The organism is Enterobacter vonholyi (assembly GCF_040834095.1).
In the GTDB taxonomy this organism is placed as follows: Bacteria; Pseudomonadota; Gammaproteobacteria; order Enterobacterales; family Enterobacteriaceae; genus Enterobacter; species Enterobacter vonholyi.
Window position 1 is genome coordinate 1,561,733 of record NZ_CP162152.1, and the last position, 23,643, is coordinate 1,585,375.

25 protein-coding genes and 1 tRNA gene are annotated in these 23,643 nt (G+C 54.3%); 10 read left to right on the plus strand and 16 right to left on the minus strand.

Annotated features, from left to right (window positions below; genetic code table 11):
* Nucleotides 1-55: 55 nt before the first annotated feature.
* The gene (gene fabA, locus AB3N39_RS07290; protein ID WP_008499931.1) at nt 56-574 is read right to left on the minus strand and encodes a 3-hydroxyacyl-[acyl-carrier-protein] dehydratase FabA; all 519 of its coding nucleotides are present in this window, start codon (nt 572-574) and stop codon (nt 56-58) included.
* Nucleotides 575-642: 68 nt separating this feature from the next.
* Complete coding sequence (locus AB3N39_RS07295; RefSeq protein ID WP_143344902.1) at nt 643-2,403, minus strand: Lon protease family protein; 1,761 nt, start codon at nt 2,401-2,403, stop codon at nt 643-645.
* Between the two features lie 186 nt (nt 2,404-2,589).
* On the opposite strand from AB3N39_RS07295, the gene matP reads away from it, so the two are divergent.
* Entirely contained in the window at nt 2,590-3,042 is a 453-nt protein-coding gene (gene matP / locus AB3N39_RS07300; RefSeq protein ID WP_008499929.1) for a macrodomain Ter protein MatP, read from the plus strand.
* 65 nt (nt 3,043-3,107) lie between these two features.
* On the opposite strand, the gene ompA is transcribed toward matP, so the two are convergent.
* Nucleotides 3,108-4,163, minus strand: a complete 1,056-nt coding sequence (gene ompA / locus AB3N39_RS07305) for a porin OmpA (protein WP_023311028.1) — start codon at nt 4,161-4,163, stop codon at nt 3,108-3,110.
* 354 nt (nt 4,164-4,517) lie between these two features.
* Nucleotides 4,518-5,027, minus strand: coding sequence for an SOS-induced cell division inhibitor SulA (gene sulA, locus AB3N39_RS07310; RefSeq protein ID WP_111964573.1), 510 nt, complete (start codon nt 5,025-5,027; stop codon nt 4,518-4,520).
* 217 nt (nt 5,028-5,244) lie between these two features.
* Between sulA and AB3N39_RS07315 the strand changes: the two genes are divergently transcribed.
* Nucleotides 5,245-5,871 (plus strand): TfoX/Sxy family DNA transformation protein, encoded by a 627-nt coding sequence (locus AB3N39_RS07315; RefSeq protein WP_127730297.1) that lies wholly within the window; start codon nt 5,245-5,247, stop codon nt 5,869-5,871.
* Here the strand turns inward: AB3N39_RS07315 and yccS are convergent.
* Both yccS and AB3N39_RS07325 read right to left on the minus strand, forming a co-directional pair.
* Nucleotides 5,828-7,990 (minus strand): YccS family putative transporter, encoded by a 2,163-nt coding sequence (gene yccS, locus AB3N39_RS07320; RefSeq protein ID WP_133294117.1) that lies wholly within the window; start codon nt 7,988-7,990, stop codon nt 5,828-5,830. The two genes, AB3N39_RS07315 and yccS, sit on opposite strands and share 44 nt — an antisense overlap.
* A gap of 19 nt (nt 7,991-8,009) precedes the next feature.
* Nucleotides 8,010-8,456, minus strand: a complete 447-nt coding sequence (locus AB3N39_RS07325) for a YccF domain-containing protein (RefSeq protein WP_111964540.1) — start codon at nt 8,454-8,456, stop codon at nt 8,010-8,012.
* A 123-nt stretch (nt 8,457-8,579) separates the two neighbouring features.
* Here AB3N39_RS07325 and helD point away from each other — a divergent pair, with 123 nt between their 5' ends.
* Nucleotides 8,580-10,634: a DNA helicase IV gene (gene helD / locus AB3N39_RS07330; RefSeq protein ID WP_367897177.1), complete on the plus strand. Its 2,055-nt coding sequence runs from the start codon at nt 8,580-8,582 to the stop codon at nt 10,632-10,634.
* 60 nt (nt 10,635-10,694) lie between these two features.
* Here helD and mgsA read toward each other — a convergent pair whose 3' ends face one another.
* Nucleotides 10,695-11,153 (minus strand): methylglyoxal synthase, encoded by a 459-nt coding sequence (mgsA, locus tag AB3N39_RS07335; RefSeq protein ID WP_048991031.1) that lies wholly within the window; start codon nt 11,151-11,153, stop codon nt 10,695-10,697.
* Between the two features lie 80 nt (nt 11,154-11,233).
* Entirely contained in the window at nt 11,234-11,896 is a 663-nt protein-coding gene (locus AB3N39_RS07340) for a DUF2057 family protein (RefSeq protein ID WP_127730303.1), read from the minus strand.
* A gap of 173 nt (nt 11,897-12,069) precedes the next feature.
* Between AB3N39_RS07340 and AB3N39_RS07345 the strand changes: the two genes are divergently transcribed.
* Nucleotides 12,070-12,483: a CoA-binding protein gene (locus tag AB3N39_RS07345; RefSeq protein ID WP_008499920.1), complete on the plus strand. Its 414-nt coding sequence runs from the start codon at nt 12,070-12,072 to the stop codon at nt 12,481-12,483.
* A 36-nt stretch (nt 12,484-12,519) separates the two neighbouring features.
* On the opposite strand, the gene hspQ is transcribed toward AB3N39_RS07345, so the two are convergent.
* Both hspQ and rlmI read right to left on the minus strand, forming a co-directional pair.
* Nucleotides 12,520-12,837: a heat shock protein HspQ gene (gene hspQ, locus AB3N39_RS07350; RefSeq protein WP_008499919.1), complete on the minus strand. Its 318-nt coding sequence runs from the start codon at nt 12,835-12,837 to the stop codon at nt 12,520-12,522.
* A gap of 60 nt (nt 12,838-12,897) precedes the next feature.
* Nucleotides 12,898-14,088: a 23S rRNA (cytosine(1962)-C(5))-methyltransferase RlmI gene (rlmI, locus tag AB3N39_RS07355; RefSeq protein ID WP_096150520.1), complete on the minus strand. Its 1,191-nt coding sequence runs from the start codon at nt 14,086-14,088 to the stop codon at nt 12,898-12,900.
* Nucleotides 14,089-14,261: 173 nt separating this feature from the next.
* Here rlmI and AB3N39_RS07360 point away from each other — a divergent pair, with 173 nt between their 5' ends.
* From AB3N39_RS07360 to yccX, 3 genes are read left to right on the plus strand one after another with little or no spacing between them, the layout of a single operon-like run.
* The gene (locus AB3N39_RS07360) at nt 14,262-14,819 is read left to right on the plus strand and encodes a kinase inhibitor (RefSeq protein WP_143344905.1); all 558 of its coding nucleotides are present in this window, start codon (nt 14,262-14,264) and stop codon (nt 14,817-14,819) included.
* Nucleotides 14,820-14,829: 10 nt separating this feature from the next.
* On the plus strand, nt 14,830-15,618 hold the full coding sequence (locus AB3N39_RS07365) for a helix-turn-helix transcriptional regulator (RefSeq protein WP_367897178.1): 789 nt from the start codon (nt 14,830-14,832) through the stop codon (nt 15,616-15,618).
* Nucleotides 15,619-15,629: 11 nt separating this feature from the next.
* Entirely contained in the window at nt 15,630-15,911 is a 282-nt protein-coding gene (gene yccX, locus AB3N39_RS07370) for an acylphosphatase (protein WP_029739909.1), read from the plus strand.
* Here yccX and tusE read toward each other — a convergent pair.
* Both tusE and yccA read right to left on the minus strand, forming a co-directional pair.
* On the minus strand, nt 15,908-16,237 hold the full coding sequence (tusE, locus tag AB3N39_RS07375) for a sulfurtransferase TusE (protein WP_032658335.1): 330 nt from the start codon (nt 16,235-16,237) through the stop codon (nt 15,908-15,910). The two genes, yccX and tusE, sit on opposite strands and share 4 nt — an antisense overlap.
* Before the next feature lie 87 nt (nt 16,238-16,324).
* Nucleotides 16,325-16,984, minus strand: a complete 660-nt coding sequence (yccA, locus tag AB3N39_RS07380; protein ID WP_367897179.1) for an FtsH protease modulator YccA — start codon at nt 16,982-16,984, stop codon at nt 16,325-16,327.
* 270 nt (nt 16,985-17,254) lie between these two features.
* Here yccA and AB3N39_RS07385 point away from each other — a divergent pair, with 270 nt between their 5' ends.
* The 3 genes from AB3N39_RS07385 (at nt 17,255) to AB3N39_RS07395 (ending at nt 19,664) form a co-directional block, all read left to right on the plus strand.
* The gene (locus AB3N39_RS07385) at nt 17,255-18,883 is read left to right on the plus strand and encodes an ABC transporter substrate-binding protein (RefSeq protein ID WP_133294121.1); all 1,629 of its coding nucleotides are present in this window, start codon (nt 17,255-17,257) and stop codon (nt 18,881-18,883) included.
* Nucleotides 18,884-19,027: 144 nt separating this feature from the next.
* Nucleotides 19,028-19,115 (plus strand) — tRNA-Ser (locus AB3N39_RS07390).
* Between the two features lie 291 nt (nt 19,116-19,406).
* Nucleotides 19,407-19,664, plus strand: a complete 258-nt coding sequence (locus tag AB3N39_RS07395; RefSeq protein WP_063453335.1) for a YjhX family toxin — start codon at nt 19,407-19,409, stop codon at nt 19,662-19,664.
* Between the two features lie 106 nt (nt 19,665-19,770).
* On the opposite strand, the gene AB3N39_RS07400 is transcribed toward AB3N39_RS07395, so the two are convergent.
* The 4 genes from AB3N39_RS07400 to AB3N39_RS07415 form a co-directional block, all read right to left on the minus strand.
* Complete coding sequence (locus AB3N39_RS07400) at nt 19,771-20,607, minus strand: alpha/beta fold hydrolase (RefSeq protein ID WP_213751053.1); 837 nt, start codon at nt 20,605-20,607, stop codon at nt 19,771-19,773.
* 251 nt (nt 20,608-20,858) lie between these two features.
* Nucleotides 20,859-21,077, minus strand: a complete 219-nt coding sequence (locus AB3N39_RS07405) for an acyl carrier protein (RefSeq protein ID WP_008499867.1) — start codon at nt 21,075-21,077, stop codon at nt 20,859-20,861.
* 17 nt (nt 21,078-21,094) lie between these two features.
* Entirely contained in the window at nt 21,095-22,528 is a 1,434-nt protein-coding gene (locus tag AB3N39_RS07410) for an AMP-binding protein (protein WP_367897180.1), read from the minus strand.
* The gene (locus AB3N39_RS07415) at nt 22,525-23,643 is read right to left on the minus strand and encodes an MBOAT family O-acyltransferase (protein ID WP_111964522.1); all 1,119 of its coding nucleotides are present in this window, start codon (nt 23,641-23,643) and stop codon (nt 22,525-22,527) included. The genes AB3N39_RS07410 and AB3N39_RS07415 overlap by 4 nt, the downstream gene beginning before the upstream one ends.

Consider the following 23,643-nt stretch of genomic DNA (forward strand, 5'->3'; position numbering starts at 1 on the left):
AAAAGAAACCTCCGCATTGCGGAGGTTTCGCCTTTCCGGGGTTCGAAAAGCACGATCAGAACGCAGAAGTGTCCTGGAACAGGCCAACCTTCAGGTCGCTTGCGCTATAGATCAGACGACCGTCGACCAGTACTTCACCATCTGCCAGGCCCATAATCAGGCGGCGGTTTACGATGCGCTTGAAGTGAATACGATAGGTCACTTTCTTCGCTGTAGGCAGAACCTGGCCTGTGAATTTCACTTCGCCCACGCCCAGTGCGCGGCCTTTACCTTCGCCACCCAGCCAGCCCAGATAGAAGCCAACCAGCTGCCACATCGCATCCAGACCCAGACAGCCAGGCATTACCGGATCGCCAATAAAGTGGCAACCGAAGAACCACAGGTCCGGGTTGATATCGAGTTCTGCTTCTACGTAACCCTTATCGAAGTTGCCGCCGGTTTCGGTCATTTTCACGACACGGTCCATCATCAGCATGTTCGGGGCCGGCAACTGTGGGCCTTTTGCGCCAAACAGTTCGCCGCGACCAGAGGCAAGAAGATCTTCTTTTGTATAGGATTCGCGTTTATCTACCATGTTCTCAGTAAGCCTTATTTTAGTGAAGGACGCAGGATAGCTAACACGTGTACGCTGAACAAGTCCGATCAGTTCGAACTAAACCAGCCCAGCCAGCGTAACGGCCATGGATAACGGTGACGAGCATCCTGCTGTGTTGCCTGAGCAATGCGCTCCTGGATAGTCTGCATCAGGGTGGTTTGCCCTTCGCCATCCCATACCAGGTTTGTCAGTAAGGGTAGTGCATCCTCAATCCCTTCGATGGCCCAGATGGCGAACTGCTCTTGTTCAACCGCATCCAGAATCTCCTGGCTAAGGCTTAAATGGCGTGCGTTAGGAGCAGGAATAATTACACCCTGCTTGCCGTTTAAACCGCGCTGCTGGCAGATAGAGAAGAAGCCTTCAATTTTTTCGTTGAGGCCGCCGACAGGCTGGGCACGACCGAATTGGTCCACCGAGCCGGTGATCGCGATGTTCTGATTGATGGGGACTTCCGCCAGGGCGCTGATTAAGGCGCACAGTTCAGCCATAGAGGCGCTATCACCATCCACTTCGCTGTAGGACTGCTCAAACGTCAGCGAGGCCGAGAAGGGGATCTGCTGCTCAAGCTGCAGCTCAGACATCAAAAACGCCTGCATGATCATCATGCCTTTGGCGTGAATGTTTCCACCCAGCTCGGCTTTGCGTTCGATGTCGGTAAATTCGCCATCGCCAATATGCACAACGCAGCTGATACGGGACGGTTCCCCGAATGCGCGCGGATGGCCAGGAAATTCAATCACCGACAGGGCGTTGATCTGCCCGACGCGTTCGCCTTCGGTTTCCACCAGAATTTGTTCCAGCAGAATTTCATCCTGCATACGGTCAGCAAGATAGCCTTCTCGCCATTCTCGCTGAGCCAGCATCTGGGTGAGCTGCTCTCCGGTGAACGCACCGTTACCGCTAATCACACCCACTTCACGCAGCTGTTTACCTATCCAGAGCGGGCAGAGTGGCAGCGTTTCCTGGTCACCGGTATAGCGCACCGCTTCGCGTATCAGGCCTGGCCACGCGTCAGCCGCAGGCGTTGGCAGCGCAAAACGTTCTGCAACGGTCATCACCCACTGGCACCACTGCGCCATATCGTCGGCATCGGCAATCTGGATATTATCTTCGTATTCGCTATATACCGCCTGCTCAGCCAGTTCGGGCTCCATTTCCTGGAAGTCCGCCAGCGACTCACGGTCGCCCGTCAGCACGACGGTTAACGACAGCGGCATAGACGGAATCGAGACAGGCAGGGGACGAGACTCATCGTAGCCGACCCAGTCGAAACGCTGCTGATGCACGATGGTTTTCAGACGCATCCACAGCAGCGGCTGCGAGAGCAGGGTACGCAGTGAGATGATGAGAACACCGCCATTTGCGCGATGTACCAGCCCCGGCTGCAGCGAAAGTTCGCCGTTAAACTGGCGCAGACAACCAAAGAGTTGTTCCGCCTCGACCCAGTTAGCGGTAACCACTTCGCCCTTAGCGGCAAAAGCGCCATCGGCCTGCGCCGCAGGTTCGAAAGTGACATCATGTCCCGCAATACGATACTGCCCGCCAAAAACGGCGTTCGCTTCCGGCTTCAGCTGACGCACAGCATCACCGAGCAGCGTCAGGTATTCCGCTTCTTCCGGGGCTTTGAGCAGCATGAAGGGCGCAGTTGCCCAGGGGCTTAACACCTGCTCCAGCGCGTAATGCAAACGGGGCTGCGTATCGCTAAGGATGAATTCGTGTTCTTTTGCGAGATCTGGCTGTGCAAACAGTTCCTGATAACTTTCGGTATCCGGAACAAGGTCACGCCATGCAAGTTTCGTAATGGTCAAAGTTGATGTTTTTTAGTCAGATGTAAAAGCGTGGAGTATACCGTAAGCGGGGGGCTGTACCCAAGCAGGATTGGGGATTTCGACAGGGCGAATGGCTGCATTCACTCACAGGATATGATTTCTTTTCAGCAGATTGCTAAAAAACTGATATTCTGAACAGAGTTACGTGGTAACACTGAGATCGCAATGAAATATCAACAACTGGAAAATCTCGAAAGCGGCTGGAAATGGAAATACCTGGTCAAAAAGCACCGTGAAGGGGAGCTGATCACCTGCTACATCGAAGCCAGCGCTGCGCAAGAAGCCGTGGATATTTTGCTGACCCTCGAAAATGAACCGGTACAGGTTAACGGGTGGATTGAGAAACACATCAATCCTGCGTTGTTAAACCGGATGAAGCAAACTATCCGCGCGCGACGCAAACGGCATTTTAATGCTGAGCATCAGCACACTCGCAAAAAATCAATCGACCTTGAGTTCGTTGTCTGGCAGCGCCTGGCCGGGCTGGCACAACGACGGGGAAAAACGCTGTCGGAAACCATCGTGCAGCTGATTGAGGATGCAGAACATAAAGAGAAGTACGCCAACCAGATGTCGACGCTGAAGAACGACCTTCAGGCTCTGTTGGGTAAAAAGTAGATTTTTTACTTTTCTTCAGACAATAAAAAACCCCGCATGGCGGGGTTTTTTTATAAGGCGATAACTTATGCCGCTGGCTGAGTTACAACGTCTTTGATGCCTTTAACTTCGATCTCTACGCGACGATCTGGAGCCAGGCAGTCGATCAGTGCAGCGCGAGCTTTCACGTTGTCACAGGTGTTGCCAGTAACTGGGTTAGATTCGCCCATACCACGTGGGGAGATCTTGTTAGCTGGGATACCTTTAGAGATCAGGTAATCAACAACAGACTGAGCACGTTTCTCAGACAGTTTCTGGTTGTAAGCGTCAGAACCGATACGGTCGGTGAAGCCCAGAACCACTACAGAACCGTCTTTAGGATCCAGGTTGCTCAGCTGGGTGTACAGCTGATCCAGTGCCTGCTGACCTTCTGGTTTCAGAGTCGCTTTGTTGAAGTTGAACAGAACGTCAGACTTCAGAGTGAAGTGCTTGGTCTGTACTTCTGGAGCTGGAGCCGGCGCTGGAGCAACAACTGGTGCTGCTTCTTCCTGCTGGCCGAAACGGTAGGAAACACCTACGCTCAGCATGCCGTTGTCTGGACGAACACCAACGGTGTTGCCGTCGCCGATGTTGTTAACCCACTGGTATTCCAGACGGGTAGCGATGTCACGGGTCATAGCCCACTCAACGCCACCAGCGAATACTGGGGAAACACCGGTGTCATGGTTGTCGCCAGAAATGTTGTTGCTGGAGTCAGCACGCCATACCATGCCGCCCAGACGGGTGTACACGTCCAGATCGTCAGTGATTGGGTAGCCCAGTTTAGCGGTCAGTTGAACGCCCTGTGCTTTGAAAGCGCCGTTGATGGTGTCGCCTTTGTATGGCATACGACCTAACCAGTCGTAACCCATTTCAAAACCAACATACGGGTTAACCTGATAGCCACCGAACGCACCTGCACCAAGCTGGCTCTCGTGAGTTGGGCCATCATTGTTCAGGCTGCTGTTGTACCAGCCAGTGTCGTGGAACTGAGACCAGCCCAGTTTACCACCTGCATACCAGGTATTATCTTTCGGAGCGGCCTGCGCTACGGTAGCGAAGCCAGCCAGTGCCACTGCAATCGCGATAGCTGTCTTTTTCATTTTTTGCGCCTCGTTATCATCCAAAATTCGCCATGAAAGTCTCAAGAGAGAATCACGGTTAAATCCTTCACCGGGGGGCGTGGTCAAATATAAATCTACCGATATCTTCGGCTTAGGCCGAGCACCCCTGGCGATGTAAAGTCTACAACGTAGCTGAAAACTTACAAGTGTGAAGTCCGTCAGGCATATGAAAAAAAAAGTTCCGTATACCGATTATTTAACATTTTTCGAACGAATTTTGTGCAATAAAATTAAGGAGAACCGCACCAGACAAGCCTTGCCGCAATTTTTAGGTCGGGAACTTAAATCCCATCTTGCGGTCAAAAAAAATTCCAGGAAAAATCTTAATTTCACTCAATGATACAAATTTGAGTGAATTTTTAGCCCAGAAAGTTGTCCTCTGCGGTAAGAATCCGATCGAACCGGACGCATAATGAACCCGATCGCATTCCCTTCTTCAGCGGCTTCAGTCAGACGGAAATGTTCTTCTTCAGTCAATTCTTCCGGTAACCATCCAATCACCACGCTGTAATTCCCTGTGCGTAACGCGCGGATCATCGACTCAACGGTATCGCAAGGCGAGAGTTGATTAATTTGCATGACTTTCGTCAGCGGCAGGCCGGCGGACTGAACCCACTCACGGCTCAGCTTTTGCTGAGGCGTGAGCCAAAGCTGCCAGCGCGATTGCTGACCGAGCTGTTGTAATAACGGCAGTAACAGAAGTTGCGTTAACAAGGGCTGGTCTTCACGATAAACCACTTCACTGATAAGCCCCGTGGAAACACGCTCGATGGAATTCTGCGAGACATTGCCTGCAGCAGAAGAGAGAGAGGTAGCGCGATTTGCATAGCCTGAAGTGTGCATATTCATTCCAGCCCTGTAGTTACTGTATGGATATACAGTAACCCCTGTATGCCCAAAGATCAACCTCATTTTCGGAAAGCGACTCGCAAAATTCATTCAATCTTGATGCTCCTCGAAAAATCATCTTGCTCAACGACGTTAAGTTGCCTATTTTCCTGCTAACGGATCCGCTAGTAAGAAATTTAGTTGTTACTTTATGATTTTGAAGGGAAATATCATGAAAAAGATATCTTATGAACGGATTTATAAATCTCAGGAATACCTCTCCCCGTTGGGCGAGATTCATCACCGCGCGTTGTTTGGCGGCTATACCCTTGCGGTGGATGATGCTGTTTTTGCCATGGTCTCAGATGGCGAGCTTTACCTTCGCGCCTGTGAGGAGAGTGCCAAATACTGTGTAAAAAATGCCTCCTCTTTTTTGACGTTGATGAAGCGAGGCCGTCCGGTGCTGCTCAACTATTATCGTGTTGATGACGGATTATGGCAGGACAGGGAGCGGTTACTTCAGCTCTCCTCGTTTGCGCTCAGTGCGGCAAGAAAAGAGCGTTATCAGCGCCATCAACGAAACCGACTCAAGGATCTGCCAAACCTGACCTTTCAGCTTGAAGTCTTGCTCTTTGAAGCTGGCATCACCAATGAGGAAATGTTGCGGGAGCTTGGTGCAAGGGCGTGCTGGCTAAAGATGCGGGCAAAAAATAAAGCGCTGAGTATTAAAGTTCTCTTCGCGCTGGAAGGGGCTATCGAGGGGCTGCATGAAGCGGCACTCCCGGCAGACATTCGCCGGGAGCTCACGGAGTGGTTTAATGCGTTGACTGAGCCACAGGAGAATCACTCCTCCAGGTAGCGATGTGCTGTTGCAGCCGGCAAATTTCAGGCAGCAGAGCGATAAGCAGGCCTATCTGCTGAAGCACCAGAGGTGCTTTACTGTCGTTTCCCGGGTCTAGATGCGCAATGCGTTGAGCCAGTTCATCCAGCGCCTGTTCAACGCGCGGCTCATCGGCTGGTCGATGATGAAGCGCGTCATCGACATAACAGACGGCGTCATCGAGCAGGTTGAGAATACCCGGGTTGGTGAGTTTCTCACGGTGAGCGCCCAGCGTCGAAATATAGCTGGTGAACGTATGGTTCAGGCAGAGCAGGCGGAACGCGGTCTCACGAATATCCGCCGTGGCGCGAGGCTCCGTCGACATGTTAGAGACTACGGAGGCCAGTTCCGCATCACTGTTGTGCGCGTCGCGGCGGGCTATCCGGTAAGCCAGGCGGTTATCGCGGCCCTGATGATACTGCTCCAGGATCGCGTCAAGGTATCGACAGTTGGCGTTCATCGCCCTGTCTACCACGCGCGGCAAATTTCGGAAACGCCAGTCCGGCCAGATAAAGCTGACCGCGGCCCAGGCAATCGCACAGCCAATCAGGGTATCGATCACTCGGGGCAGGGCGACTTCAAACCCTTCACCCAGCAGGTTAAAGCAGAGCAGCACCAGCAGCGTGATGAACATGGTGGCATGGGCGTACTGCACGTTGCGAAACGCGAAGAACAACACGCCGGTGATCACGATCAGGATCAATTGACCTTCAACGGAGGGCACGAAATAGAGCACCGGAAGGCCAATCGCGACGCCAACCAGCGTGCCGATAATACGCAGCGCAAGACGATGTCGGGTGGCATTATAGTTCGGCTGGCAGACGAACAGGCTGGTCAGCAGGATCCAGTAGCCGTGATGCAGCCCGGTAATCTGGATAAAGGCATACCCCACGCACAGCACCAGCGACATTCGCACGGCGTGCCGAAAGAGAGCCGACTCCGGAGTAAAGTTGCGGCTCAGCCGTAGCCACATATCGCTAACGCTGTGTACGCTGTCATCAGCAAGCTGGTTTTCCACCTCACTGCCTGGCAGCGCCATCGCTTGTTCGGACTCAATGGTTGCCAGCTGGGCATCAATCGCACGCAGGTTGTTAAGCAGAAAACCCAGCGCTTTGATGTGTTCCGGTGACGTTCCGCTGGCCTGAACGCGGTCGAGTGCCGCATCAAGATGGCTGAATACGCGTTCAAAGCGGGGGTCATGCTGATAGGGCGTGCGCAGCAGAATGGAGTGAGAGAGCTGTTGGCACGCCTGGGATTGCATGGACAGCAGACGCTGGAAGCGGAACATCACGTCGCTGTAGCGGAACTTCTCGCGCAGGGCGGCATACTGAACGTGCGAGGAGCTGGCGCGTTCATGAATGTCCTGGGCTGCAAAATAGTAGTGAAGCGTCCGTCGTGTTCCGCGCTGACCGCGATCGCCGCGCAGACGGGTAAGCAGGGAAGCTTTTGTCTGATTAAGAGTGGCGACCAGCTGGCCATTTGCCAGGGCCAGATCGTAGAGCGGCGCCTGGCTTTCTTCCTCGATGTCCGGGTCGAACAGCCGGGATTTCAGTTCCAGATAGCGGGCTAGCTGCTCAAAGCTGCGGGCAAGGTTATCCTGCAGCGGGCGAACCGGGAAAATCAGATGACCGGTTAGCGTCAGCAGGTTATACCAGATGGCACCGAGCAACAGCAGAACCGGCTGCTGGTACCACTGGTCGTACAGGGAAACGCCCAGCATGGTGTAGATAGCGATCAGCAATGCACCAAACGCGATGGTGGCATAGCGCTGCCCAAGCCCGCCCAGCAAAATAAACCCGCTGGTTGAGAGCGTAAGGCCCAGGGCAAACAGCCAGGGCCACGGGAAAAGCAGCTCAACGGAAGCTGACGCAATAAAAAAGCAGACAAGCGTAATGACCAGGTTACGTAAGCGCCCGGCCAGACGGTCGTCCAGATCCGCCAGCGCCCCGGCGACCACCCCCAGCGTGAGCGGAATGGTGAGCTTGACATCATTCAGCCACCAGGGCAGGGCAACCGTGCCGCAAAGCGCGATAAATATCCTGACGTTATAAAGCCAGGTGCTGTTCCAGGTATAACGGCGAAGCAGTGGGCTTAGCATAAACGCGGCCAGTCCTTATTTACTGAAAACGACGGCGAGCGTTTGCTTCGCGCGCCGCTCTGGCCACTTCTACCGGAACAACCCTGCGACCAACGGGCCAAAGGGCGATAGCGGCGATCTTAAAGTTTGCGATCCCCACAGGAATACCAATAATCGTGATGCACTGTGCAATACCGGCAAAAATATGCATGATGCACAGCCACCAGCCAAAGAAAATCAGCCACAGAATGTTAAGCAGGGTTCCGCCCGTATTCATCAGGGCGTTTTTGCTCTCCGGATTCAGCTCGTCAACGTGGATGGCTTCATTCCCGTAGGGGATTAAGGAGAGTTTTGTGATTTCCCAGCAGGAACGGGTCAGGGGAAGCGTGAAAATCAGGACGATGCTCACCAGCGTGGCAAAAAGCCAGGAAAGGGTGGTGGCAAAACCGCCCAGCACAAAATTCAACACATTCAGAACGGTACGCATAAACGCTCACTTCCTTTCGATATAATTAACGCCCAATGATTGTAACGTTTTTTTAGGCTGGAGCACCTTAAAACTGGCAGTTAAACTGTCAGGTAAATTATCTCTTCGTGGATTTGGCGGAACATGGAACTGAAAGCAACGTCGCTGGGCAAACGCCTGGCACAACACCCTTACGACAGGGTTGTTCTCCTCAATGCCGGGGTGAAAGTCTCCGGGGAACGCCACGAATACCTTATTCCGTTTAATCAGCTTCTGGCTATTCATTGCAAACGCGGTCTGGTGTGGGGCGAGCTGGAGTTCGTTCTGCCTGACGATAAAGTCGTGCGCCTTCATGGCACCGAGTGGGCGGAAACCCAGCGTTTCCATCATCACCTGAACGCACTCTGGCAGCAGTGGAGCCAGGATATGAGCGTGATTGCCGCCCAGGTGCTGCAGCAGGTGCTGGACGATATCGCCCAGAGCAACGCGCAGCACGCGTGGCTGACCCGTCAGCAGACTGCCGGCCTGCAGCAAAAGATCCGGCAGGCACTCTCGGCGCTGCCGCTCTCCGTGACGCGTCTCGACGAGTTTGACAACTGTCGCGACGCCTGGCGCCAGTGTCAGGCCTGGCTGAATGAAAAGGATAAAAGCCGTCTCGCCCATAACCAGGCCTGGACGGATGCCATGCTTACCCAATACGCCGATTTTTTCAGTACGGTGGAATCTTCACCGCTCAATCCGGCTCAGGCGCGAGCGGTGGTCAACGGCGAGCAGTCGCTGCTGGTGCTGGCGGGAGCCGGTAGCGGTAAAACGTCGGTGCTGGTCGCGCGTGCCGGCTGGCTGCTGACGACCGGGGAAGCGGTCGCCGATCAAATTCTGCTTCTGGCCTTTGGCCGTAAGGCCGCGCAGGAAATGGACGAACGGGTCCAGGAGCGCCTGCACACCCGGGATATCACGGCCAGAACATTCCATGCTCTTGCGCTGCATATTATTCAGCAGGGCAGTAAAAAAGTGCCTTCCATCAGTAAGCTGGAAAACGACGCGCAGGCGCGTCAGGCGCTGTTCATCAAAACGTGGCGCCAGCAGTGCAGTGAGAAAAAGGCGCAGGCGAAAGGGTGGCGTCAGTGGCTGGAAGAGGAACTCAACTGGGAGGTGCCTGAGGGCAGCTTCTGGCAGGATGACAAACTGGCGCGTCGGCTGGGTTCGCGACTTGACCGTTGGGTCAGCCTGATGCGAATGCACGGTGGATCGCAGGCAGAGATGATTGAAAGCGCGCCGGAGGCAATCCGCGAGCTGTTTTCGAAGCGGGTCAAGCTGATGGCGCCGCTGCTGAAGGCCTGGAAAACAGCATTGAAAGAAGAAAATGCGGTCGATTTCTCCGGTTTGATCCATCAAGCCATCATCATTCTTGAAAAGGGACGTTTTGTCAGCCCGTGGAAACATATTCTGGTGGATGAGTTCCAGGATATTTCTCCACAGCGTGCGGCTCTGCTCTCGGCGCTGCGGGCACAAAATAAACATACCTCTCTGTTTGCGGTGGGGGATGACTGGCAGGCCATCTATCGCTTCAGCGGGGCACAGCTTTCGCTGACGACCGCATTCCACCACTATTTTGGCGAAGGCGATCGCAGCGATCTGGATACGACCTACCGCTTCAATTCACGGATTGGTGAAATCGCCAACCGCTTTATCCAGCAGAACCCGCATCAGCTGGCAAAACCGCTCAATAGCCTGCGGCCTGGGGATAAAAAAGCAGTGACCCTGCTGGCGGACGATCAGCTGGAACCGCTGCTGGACAAGCTCAGCGGCTACGCTAAGCCCGATGAGCGTATCCTGGTGCTGGCACGCTACCATCACATTAAACCTGAGGCGCTGGAAAAAGCCGCCACCCGCTGGCCGAAACTGCAGCTTGAATTTATGACGATTCATGCCAGCAAAGGGCAGCAGGCCGATTATGTGATCGTGGTGGGGCTGAAAGAGGGGAGCGACGGTTTCCCGGCCCCGGCCCGCGAGTCGGTGATGGAACAGGCCCTGCTGCCGGAGCCGGAAGATTTCCCGGATGCCGAAGAGCGGCGTTTGCTGTATGTGGCAATGACCCGCGCGCGCCATCGCGTGTGGCTGCTGTTCAATAAAGAGGAGCCATCCGTGTTTGTCGATATATTGAAGAGTATAGATGTGCCGGTGGCGCGGAAGCCATAACGCCGCCGGGCAAGGATGGGTAGGCCGGGTAAGGCGTAGCCGCCACCCGGCAAAAAAAAGCTACTTCAATCTCTCTGAAAGATAACGCTGATAGTCCGGAATAAGGATATCTACCGGTGAGTTAAACTGCGGCGATTCGATGATGAAATCCGCCGTCGAGAGGTTTGTCGCCACTGGAATATTCCACACCGTCGCCAGGCGCAGCAGCGCTTTGACATCCGGATCGTGCGGAACCGCGTTCAGCGGGTCCCAGAAGAAGATCAGCACATCAATTTTCCCTTCGGAAATCTGCGCGCCGACCTGCTGATCGCCGCCCATCGGGCCGCTCAGCATGGCATTCACCTGCAGACCCGTTTCGCGCTGGATCAGGTTACCGGTGGTGCCGGTCGCCGACAGGGCGTGCTTTTCCAGCGAAGACTGATGGCGGCGAACCCAGTTAAGCAGCATTTGTTTACAGTGATCGTGCGCCACAAGAGCAATGTGTTTGCGCTCAGGCAGCGTGCGTGTTGTCAATTCCATAATCATATCCATCAGGTTAACTGACTACACGATGACGGGAACCGTCTGACGCTGCAAGAGAAAGGCGTAAAAAATGTGGCTTATGATGAAGGTTGTTGTTTTGCCCACTGTAAAAATCGGGCCCGCGTGTCGGGATCGGCCTGCTGGAACCAGAATTTAAGGCGCTGTTCCGTCAGGGTCTGGGACTGGGGAGGAATGACATCCAGTTCGGAGACGCCGGACAAAAGCGTACTGTCGTCCGCCATCATGGTCGCAAACTGCGGAAGAGAGGCGCGTTTACCCGCTTTGTTATAGGTCTGGGTCGCTGCCTCGTAATCCGGGCCTTTCGGTGAGGTCGTCAACGCCAGAATATCCAGCTTCACCGGAATCGGCATCGCATCCCCGTCCAGCAGTTCAACGCGGGGTGAAGCGTCGAAGGCCGCAGACTCTTTCTCCGTTTCAAGGCGAGGCAGAGTGATGTTCACCTGACTGATTTGCCGGGTGTTAAAGCTGACGATCAGCGGCGGCGAGATGTACATCCTTTGCTCGTGATTCGCAAGCCCGATCGATTTTTCCACCCGGAAGACCAGCTGATGCGGCCCGTTATCCAATTCGATGCTGTCCGCACCCCGCAATAACGAGCTGGAGACCTTTTTTCCGTCCAGAACAAGGAGATCAATGTCGGTAGAGAGCCGGAGCGTGGTAGCAAAAACCCAGACCGGCATCACTAACGCAATCAGAGCCGTGGCAATACCGGTTTTCATAGAAGGCTCCCGTCAGAAATCCTGTCGCCGCATTAATGTATCTAAATTTTTCGATAATCACGTTTACTAACATATAGACATATTTCGCCGTTTTGCCCTCATGCATCTGTATGGGATGGATGGTTGAGATGTGCGGTTTGGCGTACACTTTTAAAAAAGCCAGGAGAAAAACCATGAAAGAGAACGATATTGCCGAGATTCTGACATCTACGCGTACCATTGCGCTGGTGGGCGCGAGCGATAAACCCGATCGCCCAAGCTATCGGGTGATGAAATACCTTCTCGATCAGGGCTATCACGTTATCCCGGTCTCGCCAAAAGTGGCGGGGAAAACCTTACTCGGTCAGCAGGGGTATGCCACGCTCGCTGACGTGCCGGAAAAAATTGATATGGTTGATGTCTTCCGAAACTCCGAGGCAGCGTGGGAAGTGGCGCAGGACGCTATCGCCGTAGGGGCGAAAACGCTGTGGATGCAGCTGGGTGTGATTAACGAGCAGGCAGCGGTACTGGCGCGGGATGCGGGGCTGAACGTCGTCATGGACCGCTGTCCGGCGATCGATATCCCCCGTCTGGGGCTGGCGAAGTAATAAAAAAAAGCCCGTTCATCGGGCTTTTTTACACGCTTAGTTCCGCAGGCGCGGAGCCTGTAACTGTTTGCGGATAGTCTGAGCAAGTTCATCCATAGTGGGTTGCTCCGGATGCTCTTCCTGCAGCTCGCTACTCAGCTGCGCTTCGGCAAGGTAGGTGTGGACGGGTTGCCCGTCATCACCTTCCATCACCACATGGTACCAGGGCGCGGCGCGAAGCTCTGCGTTCACCGCCAGCTCGTCTGCTGACGGTTCATCAAGGGAATACTCCGGGTCGATATCCACGACCACACCCAAATACCCGAGCAAAGTGTGGCGGACCTGCTGGCCGATACCGAATTTGCTGGCAATCATAGTCACCTCCCGGGAAATACGACTTACACGTTATGTGCGGGCAATATTTCTCTTTTCAAGTTACATGACGCGACAGGCAAACCCTTTCAGATACAGTCCTTCCGGGTAGGTAGCAATCACGGGATGATCGGCTGCCTGACGGAACTGCTCTATAAATTGTACATCACGGCCAGCATCTATTGCGGCATCGGCGATGATTTTCTGAAATAAATCTGTGGTCATCAGGCCGGAGCAGGAGAAGGTGAGCAGAACCCCGCCCGGGTTCAGCAGCTGGATGGCCAGCATGTTGATATCTTTATACCCACGGCACGCGCCCATCAGCTGGCTTTTGTTTTCCACAAACTTTGGTGGATCCATCACGATGACGTCGAACTTCTCGCCCTGATCGCGATATTTACGCAGCAGCTTGAACACGTCATCGCGTACAAATTCCGCTTTGCTCAGATCCAGCTTGTTCAGCTCGACGTTCTGTTTTGCCACGTCCAGCGCTTCCTGCGAGGTATCCACGCTGACAACCTGGGCACAGCCGCCCATCAGAGCTGAAACGGCAAAACCGCCGGTATAGGAGAAGCAGTTCAGCACGCGTTTGTCGGCAACGTACTGACGCGTAGCCAGACGGCTGTCGCGCTGGTCGAGGTAGTAACCGGTTTTGTGCCCGCCCTGAATATCCACCAGCAGCTTCATGCCGTGCTCTTCAATCGGCAGCAGGGCCGGTGGTAGTTCGCCCGTTACGGGCCCCTGAGTCAGCTCCATGCCTTCTTTTTTGCGCACCGCCACATCGCTGCGGTCGTAAATGGCGCATTCCGGGAACAGCGTTTGCAGCGCGCTGATCAGCGCGGCACGCTGGTATTCCGCTCCGGCGCTCAGGAGCTGCAGTACCAGGAAGTCACCGAAGCGATCGATGGTCACGCCCGGCAGGCCGTCGGACTCACCGGCGATCAGGCGGTAGCTGTCCAGCCCGTCACGTTTTGCCAGCCAGTCGCGCCACTGCTGCGCCTGCTGCAGGCGGCGAACGAAGAAGTCGATGTCAATGGTTTCATCTTTATCAAACGTCCAGACGCGGGCACGGATCTGGGACGCTGGCGAGTAGGCGCCTCGCGCTAACCATTTCCCCTGATGGTCAACGATATCAATGGTTTCACCGAGGCTGGCTTTGCCTTCCATACGGGCAACCGCGCCGGAAAAGACCCAGGGATGACGGCGCAGTAATGATTTCTCGCGCCCTTTGGCTAACACTAAACGTACACTCATAATTTGCTGTTCTGTCGATTTCAGGAAATGGCGCGTAGATTACCACATTCAGCAAGGCGCAATCATCTGCGGATGCCGTTGAGCGTTTCGGCACAAAATCAAATCGCTTAGGCACATTGGGGCATTGTTGCGTGCTTTATCTTAGGGCTTCCGGTTCAGCAAAGGAAATACCCATGAAAAAGCACAGTGTAATAGCCATAGCCGCTCTGGCGGCAATGAGTTCTCAGGTTTTAGCGGCAACGCCTTTCGGCATCACCAGCCGGGATATTTCCGGCGAACGGCGGTTAGCGACACAGCAGGTGTTTGAGGGGTTCGGCTGCCACGGTGGAAATACTTCACCACGGCTGGCATGGAAGAATCCCCCTGCCGGTACGAAAAGTTTTGCCGTTACGGTATATGACCCGGATGCACCTACCGGCAGCGGCTGGTGGCACTGGACAGTAGCCAATATTCCGGCGAAGACAATGACGCTTCCTGCTGATGCCGGTAATCCGAACGGCGAGAAATTACCTGCCGGCGCTGTGCAGGGGCGTAATGATTTCGGCTATTCTGGATTCGGCGGCGTATGTCCACCCGCCGGGGATAAGCCGCACCGCTATCAGATTACCGTCTGGGCGCTCGACGTGGATAAACTGCCCGTCGACAACAATGCCAGCGGCGCGCTGGTCGGTTTTATGCTCAATAGTCACGTTCTGGCAAAGGCTCAGTTAACAGCAACCTACAGCAGATAAGGATGGCAGGGTGCAGGAGTTTCATTTTCGACATAAACATCTTACGGCGGGTGAAGTGACTGCCAGCAAAATGCATCGCCTGCACCAGGTTAAACTTTTTTTTCCGGCTATTTGTCATATCACTCACGGCAGTAAGGTGATTGTTCAGGATGATAACCGCCTGGAGGCGACACGGGATGAGCTCATTATTATCCCTGCCAATACGTCGATGGAAATTATCAATCAGCCTGTAAACGGGCTGTTTCACTCGGATTTGCTAATGTTATCGCCGGAAATTGTTGCCGAGTTTAAAGCGCATTACCTGAAATCCTGGCCGCGCACGACGCTGCATTCGCTCTGTGCTCCGCTGAGCGAGGGGCTGGCATTTATGTGGGACAACCTGCTGCACGCCGTGCGTCAGGCGTTACCGGAAGCGCTACAAAAGCATCAGGCCTTCGGTCTGTTGCTGGCCCTGCTGCATGACGGTGTGGCGGGTCCGCTGCTTGTTGAGCGAAACAGTAACCTAACCGAGCAGGTGCGGCAGTTCATTATGCTGTCGCCCGCCAGAGACTGGACTGCGCAGGACGTTGCCAGCCGTCTCGCATTAAGCGTGCCGACGCTGCGCAGGCGGTTGCGTGAAGAGTCGCAGAGTTTTCGCCAGATTGTGGAGGAGGTGAGGATGGCCGTGGCTTTGTCACAGCTACAGTCAACCCGATTACCGATCGGCGAAATCGCATTACAATGTGGGTATCTTTCCAGCTCTCGTTTCACTGCCCGTTTCCGGCAACACTACGGCTGCTTACCGAAAACGCTACGTTAAGGAGAAGAAGAATGTCTAAAGTCTGCACTATTGCCTGGGTTCACGGCGTTGTTCAGGGCGTCGGGTTCCGCTACAGCACCCAGCGCGAAGCGGTTGAGCTTGGGCTAACGGGATACGCGCGCAACATGGACGACGGAAGCGTCGAAGTGGTCGCCTGCGGCGAAGCGGAGCAGGTCGACAAGCTGGTGGCGTGGCTGAAAGCGGGTGGGCCGCGCAGCGCGCGGGTTGATAAGGTCTTAACGGAACCCCATCAACCGGGGCGCGAATACGTAAATTTCGGTATTCGGTATTAAATACACTTCACCGGCTTAGGCAGGCCAGCAATTTTGGTGGCCTGTTTTGCCGGGCCTTTCGGGAACAGACGATACAGATAGCGGCTGTTGCCTTTCTCTTCACCGAACTTATTGGCCATCGCCTTGACCAGCATGCGGATGGCCGGAGAGGTGTTGAATTCAAGATAGAACTCGCGAACAAAACGCACCACTTCCCAGTGTTCTGGAGAGAGGGTTATCCCTTCGTTTTCCGCAATTTTCTCCGCCAGCGGTTCGCTCCACTGGCCACTCTCTTTCAGATAACCGTCGTTATCGGTCTCGATCTCTTTGCCTTCAAAACTCAACATAGTCATTCACGCGTCAGTCAAAAACCGCAGCAGTGTACCAAAAAACAAAGCCCCGCATAAGCGGGGCCAGGTTCACAGCGCTGCGGTTTAATCCCGACTGGCGAAGCCCAGGATGCTCAACAGGCTGACGAAGATGTTATACAGCGACACGTACAGGCTCACGGTGGCGCGGATATAGTTCGTCTCACCGCCGCGAATGATGTTGCTGGTTTCAAACAGGATCGCGCCGGAAGAAATCAGAATAAACACGGAGCTGATCGCCAGGTGCAGGGCAGGCAGCTGCAGGAAGATGTTAGCCACCATGCCCACCAGCACCACAACAACACCCGCCATCAGCATACCGCCGAGGAAGGACATGTCCTTACGGGTGGTCAGCACGTAGGCCGAGCAGCAGAAGAATACCAGCGCGGTACCGCCCAGCGCCATGCCGATAAGGTCGCCCATACCGGCAGACAGATACGCGTTCAGCATCGGTCCCAGGATGTAGCCCAGGAAGCCGGTGAAGGCAAAGGCCGACAGAATACCGACCGGTTTGTCAGCGGTTTTGTAGGTCAGGAACATCAGACCATACATACCCACCAGCGTCAGGATCAGCCCCGGAGACGGCAGCATCAGCAGGGTGCTGGCGGTGGCGGTGATCGCCGAAAACGCCAGCGTCAGGCTGAGCATGAAATAGGTATTGCGCAGCACCTTGTGGGTGCTGAGTAGCGATGTGCGGTCGCGTGAGGAAGTAATTATACGATCCATGAGTCACTCTCTTATGACAGATGTAATTAACGGAAAGAATAGGAAACGGGGCGCCAGTCTCAAAGTGGTTTTACCCATCTTTACTCAGCAGGTTAGCGCTGGAGCTGGTTGTTTCTTCTGCATAAATACATTTCACCAGTATGAACAGCGGTTTGGCGCGATTAATCAGATCAACCTCTTATAGGTTACTGAAAATTATTGCGTTATTACCATAAGGCCGCTAAGAGTTATTTCCGGATCGTCACAAAAACAGACAATAAGGCGAAGGAAATGAAACCACAAACACGCACGCGCTTTACGCTCTCTTTACTTACCGCAGGGATCCTGTGCGCCAGCACGGCTACCTGGGCGGCTAACGTGCCGGCAGGAACGCAGCTGGCCGATAAGCAGGAACTGGTCAGGAACAACGGTAATGAGCCCGCTTCGCTCGACCCGCATAAAGTCGAAAGCGACGTCGAATTCAATATTATCAGTGATTTATTCGACGGGCTGGTCAGCGTTTCCCCGTCGGGTGAAGTTCAGCCCCGGCTGGCGGAAAAATGGGAGAACAAGGACAACACCGTCTGGACGTTCCATCTGCGCCCGGGCATCACCTGGAGCGACGGCACTGCCATCACCGCGGAAGATGTGGTCTGGAGCTGGCAGCGTCTGGTTGATCCTAAAACCGCTTCACCGTATGCCAGCTATCCAGGCAACATGCACATCGTAAATGGTGCGGATATCGCTCAAGGGAAAAAAGCCCCCGATACGCTGGGCGTGAAAGCCATTAACGACACCACGCTGGAAGTGACATTGACTCAGCCTAATGCGGCATTCCTGGCAATGCTGGCGCACCCGTCACTGGTGCCTGTGGATAAAGTGCTGATTGGCCGCTTTGGCGACAAGTGGACCAAGCCTGAACATATCGTCACCAGTGGGGCGTATAAGCTTTCACAGTGGGTGGTCAACGAACGCATTGTGGCGGAGCGCAACCCGCGCTACTGGGATAATGCTCATACCGTGATCAACAAGGTGACGTATCTGCCTATCACCTCCGAAGCCGCGGATGTGAACCGCTATAAAGCGGGTGAAATTGATATCGTGTACACGGTGCCGATCAACCAGTTTGCCCAGCTTAAGAAGACTCTGGGCAGCCAACTGGATGTCTCTCCGCAGCTGGCGACCTATTACTACGAATTCAATACCACCCGACCGCCGTTCAACGACGCCCGGGTGCGCAAGGCGCTGAACATGGCGCTCGATAAAGACATCATTGCCGGGAAAGTGTTAGGGCAGGGGCAGCGCCCGGCGTGGCTCATCAGCCAGCCGGATATCGGCGGCGTTAAGCTTCAGAATCCGGACTACGCCAGCTGGCCGCAGGACAAGCGCATCGCTGAGGCGAAAAAACTGCTCAACGAGGCCGGGTACAACGAAAGCCACCCTCTGAGCTTCAACCTGCTCTATAACACCTCTGAATCGCACCAGCGTATCGCGATTGCGGCCAGTTCCATGTGGAAAAAGAACCTCGGCGTGGAGGCGAAGCTGCAAAATCAGGAGTGGAAAACCATGCTGGATACCATGCACACCCACAACTTTGACGCGGTGCGGTACGCGTGGATTGCCGATTACGACGATGCGGCGACCTTCCTGAACACCTTCCGCACCGGCGACAGCGAAAACACCAGCCAGTACAGCAATCCGGAATACGACCAGGCGCTGGTGAATGCCGCAAAAGCCAAAACAACGGAAGAGCGGGGTAAGTTCTACCAGCAGGCGGAAGATCTGCTGGGTCGTGATGTGCCGGCCATTCCGGTTTATCACTACGTTCGCACGCACCTGGTGAAACCGTGGGTGGGCGGGTTTACGCCGGATAAGCTGGGGTACTATTACACCAAAGACATGTACATCAAAAAACACTAAGCCTGAGCGCGGGAGACTGTGCTGATAAAATCGTCGATGTGTCGTCAGTTCAACCGATTAAACACGTTTTGACTATTTTTACAGCGAACGAGTGCAGCCACTCTTTACAGCACGCGGTGAGGTGTTTATAGTTCGCCTCACTTAGGAAGTGTGGCCGAGCGGTTGAAGGCACCGGTCTTGAAAACCGGCGACCCGAAAGGGTTCCAGAGTTCGAATCTCTGCGCTTCCGCCAGATATAAACCCCAGGTTACTTGTGAACCTGGGGTTTTTGTTTTGGATTCACCGATCCGCCTCACACTTTCAAGACCCCGTTATTTCCCCGCAAAAATCAGGCGCTATTATTCACCCCCGTAAATACCTTTTCATCTCTCATCGAGGCTTTGATGCTGGAGAATGTTTTCATCAGATAATCAGCTTCCCGCCCTTTTCAGGACGGACTGGTTATCGCTGCGCTTAAACCTTACGCACGCACCTGCGGGTGTGGGCTCGTTTTTACGCATGATGATTACACAGGTTTTCCAGTATGAATTTATCCCGTCAGGAACAACGTACCTTACACGTTCTCGCCAAAGGTGGGCGTATTGTGCACGTCCGCGACAGTTCCGGCCGCGTTACGTCCGTAGAGTGCTATACCCGTGAAGGGCTGATACTGAGCGACTGCACGCTCAGCGTCTTCAAAAAACTCCGCACCAAAAAGCTAATCCGCTCCGTGAACGGGCAGCCGTACCGGATCAACACCACCGGGCTGAACAACGTTCGCGCCCAGCTGGATAATCGTTAAGCGGAATAAACAACGCCACCCTCGGGTGGCGTTCATGCATTGAATGGAATATCGTGGCGGAATGTAGGCCGGATAAGCGTAGCGCCACCCGGCAATAAACGCGGCGTTATGAGCGGATAAAGGCCAGAATGTCCGCATTGATAGTATCCGCATGGGTGGTATGCATCCCGTGCGGGAAGCCCGGATAAATTTTCAGTACGCTGTTCGCCAGCAGCTTGTCCTGCAGCAGGGCGGCATTCTTATACGGCACGACCTGATCGTCGTCGCCCTGCATCACCAGAACGGGAACCGTGATGGTTTTTAAATCTTCCGTCTGATCGGTTTCAGAAAATGCCTTAATCCCCTCATAGTGGGCCTTGGCGCTGCCGATCATGCCCTGACGCCACCAGTTCTGAATCGTACCGTGTGAAATCTCGGCTCCCTCACGGTTAAAACCATAGAAAGGACCGCTGGCGACGTCGAGGTAAAACTGGGCGCGGTTAGCCGCCAGCGCTTTGCGGAAGCCATCGAAAACCTCGATCGGCGTTCCGCCGGGGTTAGTCTCCGTTTTGACCATGAGAGGCGGAACAGAGCTGACGAGCACCGCTTTGGCAACGCGCCCCTGCGGTTGGCCGTACCGGGCAACATAGCGGGCGACCTGGCCGCCGCCTGTGGAGTGACCGACGTGCACGGCATTACGCAGATCCAGGCTTTCAACCACGGCTGACGCATCGGCCGCATAATGATCCATATCGTGTCCTTCACTCACCTGGTCCGAACGCCCATGACCGCGGCGATCGATAGCGATAACGCGATAGCCTTCAGCAAGGAAGAAGAGCATCTGGTTATCCCAGTCATCGGCACTCAACGGCCAACCGTGGTGGAAGACAATGGGCTGGGCCTCTTTGGGGCCCCAGTCTTTGTAGTAAATGTTGACGCCGTCTTTCGTGGTTACGAATGCCATACTGCAGACTCCTCTGTTAAAGGCAAAACGATCGCAACCCGGGTGGAGAGCGAATCATTAATGCCTTAATTAAGTTGGCTTTTTTCTATTTCCCGTACCGACAGTACCCCTAAAGTGTAGGTGAAATAGTAAAAGCAGTGGGTTTCATTCCTGTGAAAGGCAGCGTTTTGCTTTCAGGCGGGAGGGGGAACGAAAAAAGGCTCTGGGGAGATCCTCCAGAGCCTTCAGGGCAGCATTAACTGCAGGGGCGTTTAGCGGTTTTCTTCAATATAGCGGGCCAGGTCAGCCGGGGTTTTCAGCACCGTCGCTACGTCAGTTGGCGGGATCATACAGCCGTAAACGTCCTGCACTTCCAGCACCATATCGACCGCCAGGATGGAGTCGAGAATGTCGGATTCAATCAGTTCATCGTGAAAGCCCACCTTACGGGATAACACTTTTTCGAACAGGGCGAGAATTTCTTGTTCCATAATTTTTCCTGGAGTCATTAATTTGTGCGGGCGTAAGCGTCCAGCAGCTTGCGGTCAATTTTGCCGTTGGGATTCAGCGGCAAAGCGTCTTTTACGATAATTTGTGAAGGCACCATATAGTGCGGAACCACCTTAGAAAGCGACGTTTTGATGGTATCCGGCGCCATATCGGTCACGCAGAACGCGGCAATGCGCAGCACGCTGCCGCAGGATTTCATCAGCGGCAGAACCACCGCTTCGTTGATGCCGGACATGGCCAGCAGGCGGTTTTCAATCTCGTTAATTTCAATACGGTAGCCATTCAGTTTGACCTGGCTATCGTTGCGGCCCTGGCAGTAGATAAGTCCCGCTTCATAGCCCAGATCGCCGGTCCGGTAGCCGCGAAATGCTTCATTTTCCCGACGGAGTAATTTTTCTGCGTTCTCCTGCGGTAGGCCCAGGTAGCCGCGCATGACGTTTTTACCCCAGATAATCAGCTCGCCTTCAGCGGAAATTTCCATTCTGCTCTCTGGCATCATGACCCCCACCGGCAGCACGGCGCTGTCGCTGTTCAGGATCTCATCCGTGATTTCAACCACGGTGGTCGCGATGGTCGCTTCCGTTGGACCATAGGAGTTAATGATTTTTGCCTGCGGGAAGCGGCGGCGAAGCTGTTTAACCAGCGCTTTATTCAACACTTCACCAATGAAGATAAAGACGTTGAGTTCAGGTAAATACTCGCTGTTAAACTGCGGGGAAAGCAGCTGCTGGTAAGCAAAAGAGGGGGTGGAAATCCAGGCGGAGACGGCATTGCTTTTCAGTCGTTCCAGCCAGTTCTCTTTTTGAATGTCTTCTTTGGCGTTCAGCACGATGTGTCCACCCATCGCCAGATTCGCCAGCAAAGGGATCAGGGAGAGGTCAAAACTGAACACCGCGTGGTTCATCAGCACTGGTTTTTCCGGCAGCGAAAAGTCCTGGCTGACCCATTTCATGAAGTGCCATACGCTTTCACGTCCAATCTGCACCCCTTTAGGCTTGCCGGTGCTGCCTGAGGTAAACATGATATAGGCCAAATCCTGCTCCTCCAGCACCTTGCCCGGTTCACCGGTGGCGATAAACTGCCGGGTCGCGACGTCGTAATAGTAAGGGGCGCTGGCCAGATGGCAGATCTCCCGCAGGCGCTCCTGCGGGTAAATGCAGTCCACCGGAATGTACGGAATGTTGTGCAGCAGGCAGCTATAAATCGCCACGGCGAACTCGGCCTGCTGGTGTCCGTACAAGACGACCGGCGTACCGGCAACAAGCTGGCAACGCTGATAGCGCTGCGCCCAGTCCGTCACGGCCGCGGAAAGCTGCAGCCAGCTTAAGGCTTCGTCGCTGCCGCTGATGGCCGGCTGCTGCGGGGAGGCGGGATCGCATAATGCCGCACGCAAGAAATCGTGCATTTCCTGAAGATCGGAGTGATTTTTCATAGAGGTGACATTCCACTAAAGATGTAAAGGGAGCCCGCGGCGCTTCCCAGCGTCAGAATGCGTCCCAAAAATGCAACGGCCGGATACTGCAAGCCCCGGTGCAATGCCGGGCTGCGTTTGGCTAACCACAGCAGCATGTTATGAGTGACGGAAATCGCGCCAAACAGCGCGCCGCTGATGACGTAATGGCGTTCCAGGCCATTCCATGCCCCCATGCAGAACAGGGTGCAAAAAATACCGATATTTTGCGCCAGCGTTTTGTTCTGACGGAAAAAGTTGAACTTCATCAGGTTCATATAAACGGGCATAAAGACCACATCGCGCAGCCATTCAGACAGGCTGATGTGGAAGCGGCGCCAGAAATCCTGCGGGTTCTTTGCCAGAAGCGGCATATTGAAGTTTGCCGGAATGTTGAGTCCAAACAGGCGGCCTGCGCCGATGGCCATATTGCTGTAGCCCGCAAAATCAAAGTACAGATAGGCGCTATAGGCAATCGACATCACCACGCCCACGGTCAGCGTAAACGGCTTATGGCTCCAGGGCTGCACGACGAGTGAATCAACCAGCATCGCAAACAGGAACTTCTGGACAATGCCGGTAATGATTTGCTCCAGCGCCACTAAAAACTGTTCGCGAGTAAGGGCAAAGACGGGCTTGCTGACGTCGCTCATCCATGTCCGCCAGCGGTACATTGGGCCCGCCAGAATAATAAAGGGCATAAACAGATAGCAGAAATAGTGCAGGAAATTCTGCCCTTCTTTTTTACTGCGATAGAGCAGTACGTCTACCGCGCGGAACGTCATAAAAGAGAGGCCGATCATGCCGAGATGATGATTAACGTGCAGTTTCACCAAAAATAAAGGAAGCAGCGTTAACACAATCGCCTGCCAGGTTTTTAACCATCCTTTTTCTTTTAACGCGGCGACAAGGTAAAAACTAAAAAAAACGACCGCGGGAACACGGTAATCACCCTGAAAAATATAGCCCCAGCCTAATGCGGCCAGGACGGATAAGGCCGATAAATACGTCAGGCGATGGCGTAATACGCGATTGACCAGCGCAAACGCCAGGGCGGATGAAAACAAATAGACAAAAAACATTCCTGAGCTATACAT

Bases quoted from the DNA above. Each gene is read 5' to 3' on its own strand.
- fabA (WP_008499931.1), bottom strand. From the start codon at position 574: ATGGTAGATAAACGCGAATCCTATACAAAAGAAGATCTTCTTGCCTCT.
- matP (WP_008499929.1), top strand. From the start codon at position 2,590: ATGAAATATCAACAACTGGAAAATCTCGAAAGCGGCTGGAAATGGAAA.
- ompA (WP_023311028.1), bottom strand. From the start codon at position 4,163: ATGAAAAAGACAGCTATCGCGATTGCAGTGGCACTGGCTGGCTTCGCT.
- sulA (WP_111964573.1), bottom strand. From the start codon at position 5,027: ATGCACACTTCAGGCTATGCAAATCGCGCTACCTCTCTCTCTTCTGCT.
- AB3N39_RS07315 (WP_127730297.1), top strand. From the start codon at position 5,245: ATGAAAAAGATATCTTATGAACGGATTTATAAATCTCAGGAATACCTC.
- yccS (WP_133294117.1), bottom strand. From the start codon at position 7,990: ATGCTAAGCCCACTGCTTCGCCGTTATACCTGGAACAGCACCTGGCTT.
- AB3N39_RS07325 (WP_111964540.1), bottom strand. From the start codon at position 8,456: ATGCGTACCGTTCTGAATGTGTTGAATTTTGTGCTGGGCGGTTTTGCC.
- helD (WP_367897177.1), top strand. From the start codon at position 8,580: ATGGAACTGAAAGCAACGTCGCTGGGCAAACGCCTGGCACAACACCCT.
- mgsA (WP_048991031.1), bottom strand. From the start codon at position 11,153: ATGGAATTGACAACACGCACGCTGCCTGAGCGCAAACACATTGCTCTT.
- AB3N39_RS07340 (WP_127730303.1), bottom strand. From the start codon at position 11,896: ATGAAAACCGGTATTGCCACGGCTCTGATTGCGTTAGTGATGCCGGTC.
- AB3N39_RS07345 (WP_008499920.1), top strand. From the start codon at position 12,070: ATGAAAGAGAACGATATTGCCGAGATTCTGACATCTACGCGTACCATT.
- hspQ (WP_008499919.1), bottom strand. From the start codon at position 12,837: ATGATTGCCAGCAAATTCGGTATCGGCCAGCAGGTCCGCCACACTTTG.
- rlmI (WP_096150520.1), bottom strand. From the start codon at position 14,088: ATGAGTGTACGTTTAGTGTTAGCCAAAGGGCGCGAGAAATCATTACTG.
- AB3N39_RS07360 (WP_143344905.1), top strand. From the start codon at position 14,262: ATGAAAAAGCACAGTGTAATAGCCATAGCCGCTCTGGCGGCAATGAGT.
- yccX (WP_029739909.1), top strand. From the start codon at position 15,630: ATGTCTAAAGTCTGCACTATTGCCTGGGTTCACGGCGTTGTTCAGGGC.
- tusE (WP_032658335.1), bottom strand. From the start codon at position 16,237: ATGTTGAGTTTTGAAGGCAAAGAGATCGAGACCGATAACGACGGTTAT.
- yccA (WP_367897179.1), bottom strand. From the start codon at position 16,984: ATGGATCGTATAATTACTTCCTCACGCGACCGCACATCGCTACTCAGC.
- AB3N39_RS07385 (WP_133294121.1), top strand. From the start codon at position 17,255: ATGAAACCACAAACACGCACGCGCTTTACGCTCTCTTTACTTACCGCA.
- AB3N39_RS07395 (WP_063453335.1), top strand. From the start codon at position 19,407: ATGAATTTATCCCGTCAGGAACAACGTACCTTACACGTTCTCGCCAAA.
- AB3N39_RS07400 (WP_213751053.1), bottom strand. From the start codon at position 20,607: ATGGCATTCGTAACCACGAAAGACGGCGTCAACATTTACTACAAAGAC.
- AB3N39_RS07405 (WP_008499867.1), bottom strand. From the start codon at position 21,077: ATGGAACAAGAAATTCTCGCCCTGTTCGAAAAAGTGTTATCCCGTAAG.
- AB3N39_RS07410 (WP_367897180.1), bottom strand. From the start codon at position 22,528: ATGAAAAATCACTCCGATCTTCAGGAAATGCACGATTTCTTGCGTGCG.
- AB3N39_RS07415 (WP_111964522.1), bottom strand. From the start codon at position 23,643: ATGTATAGCTCAGGAATGTTTTTTGTCTATTTGTTTTCATCCGCCCTG.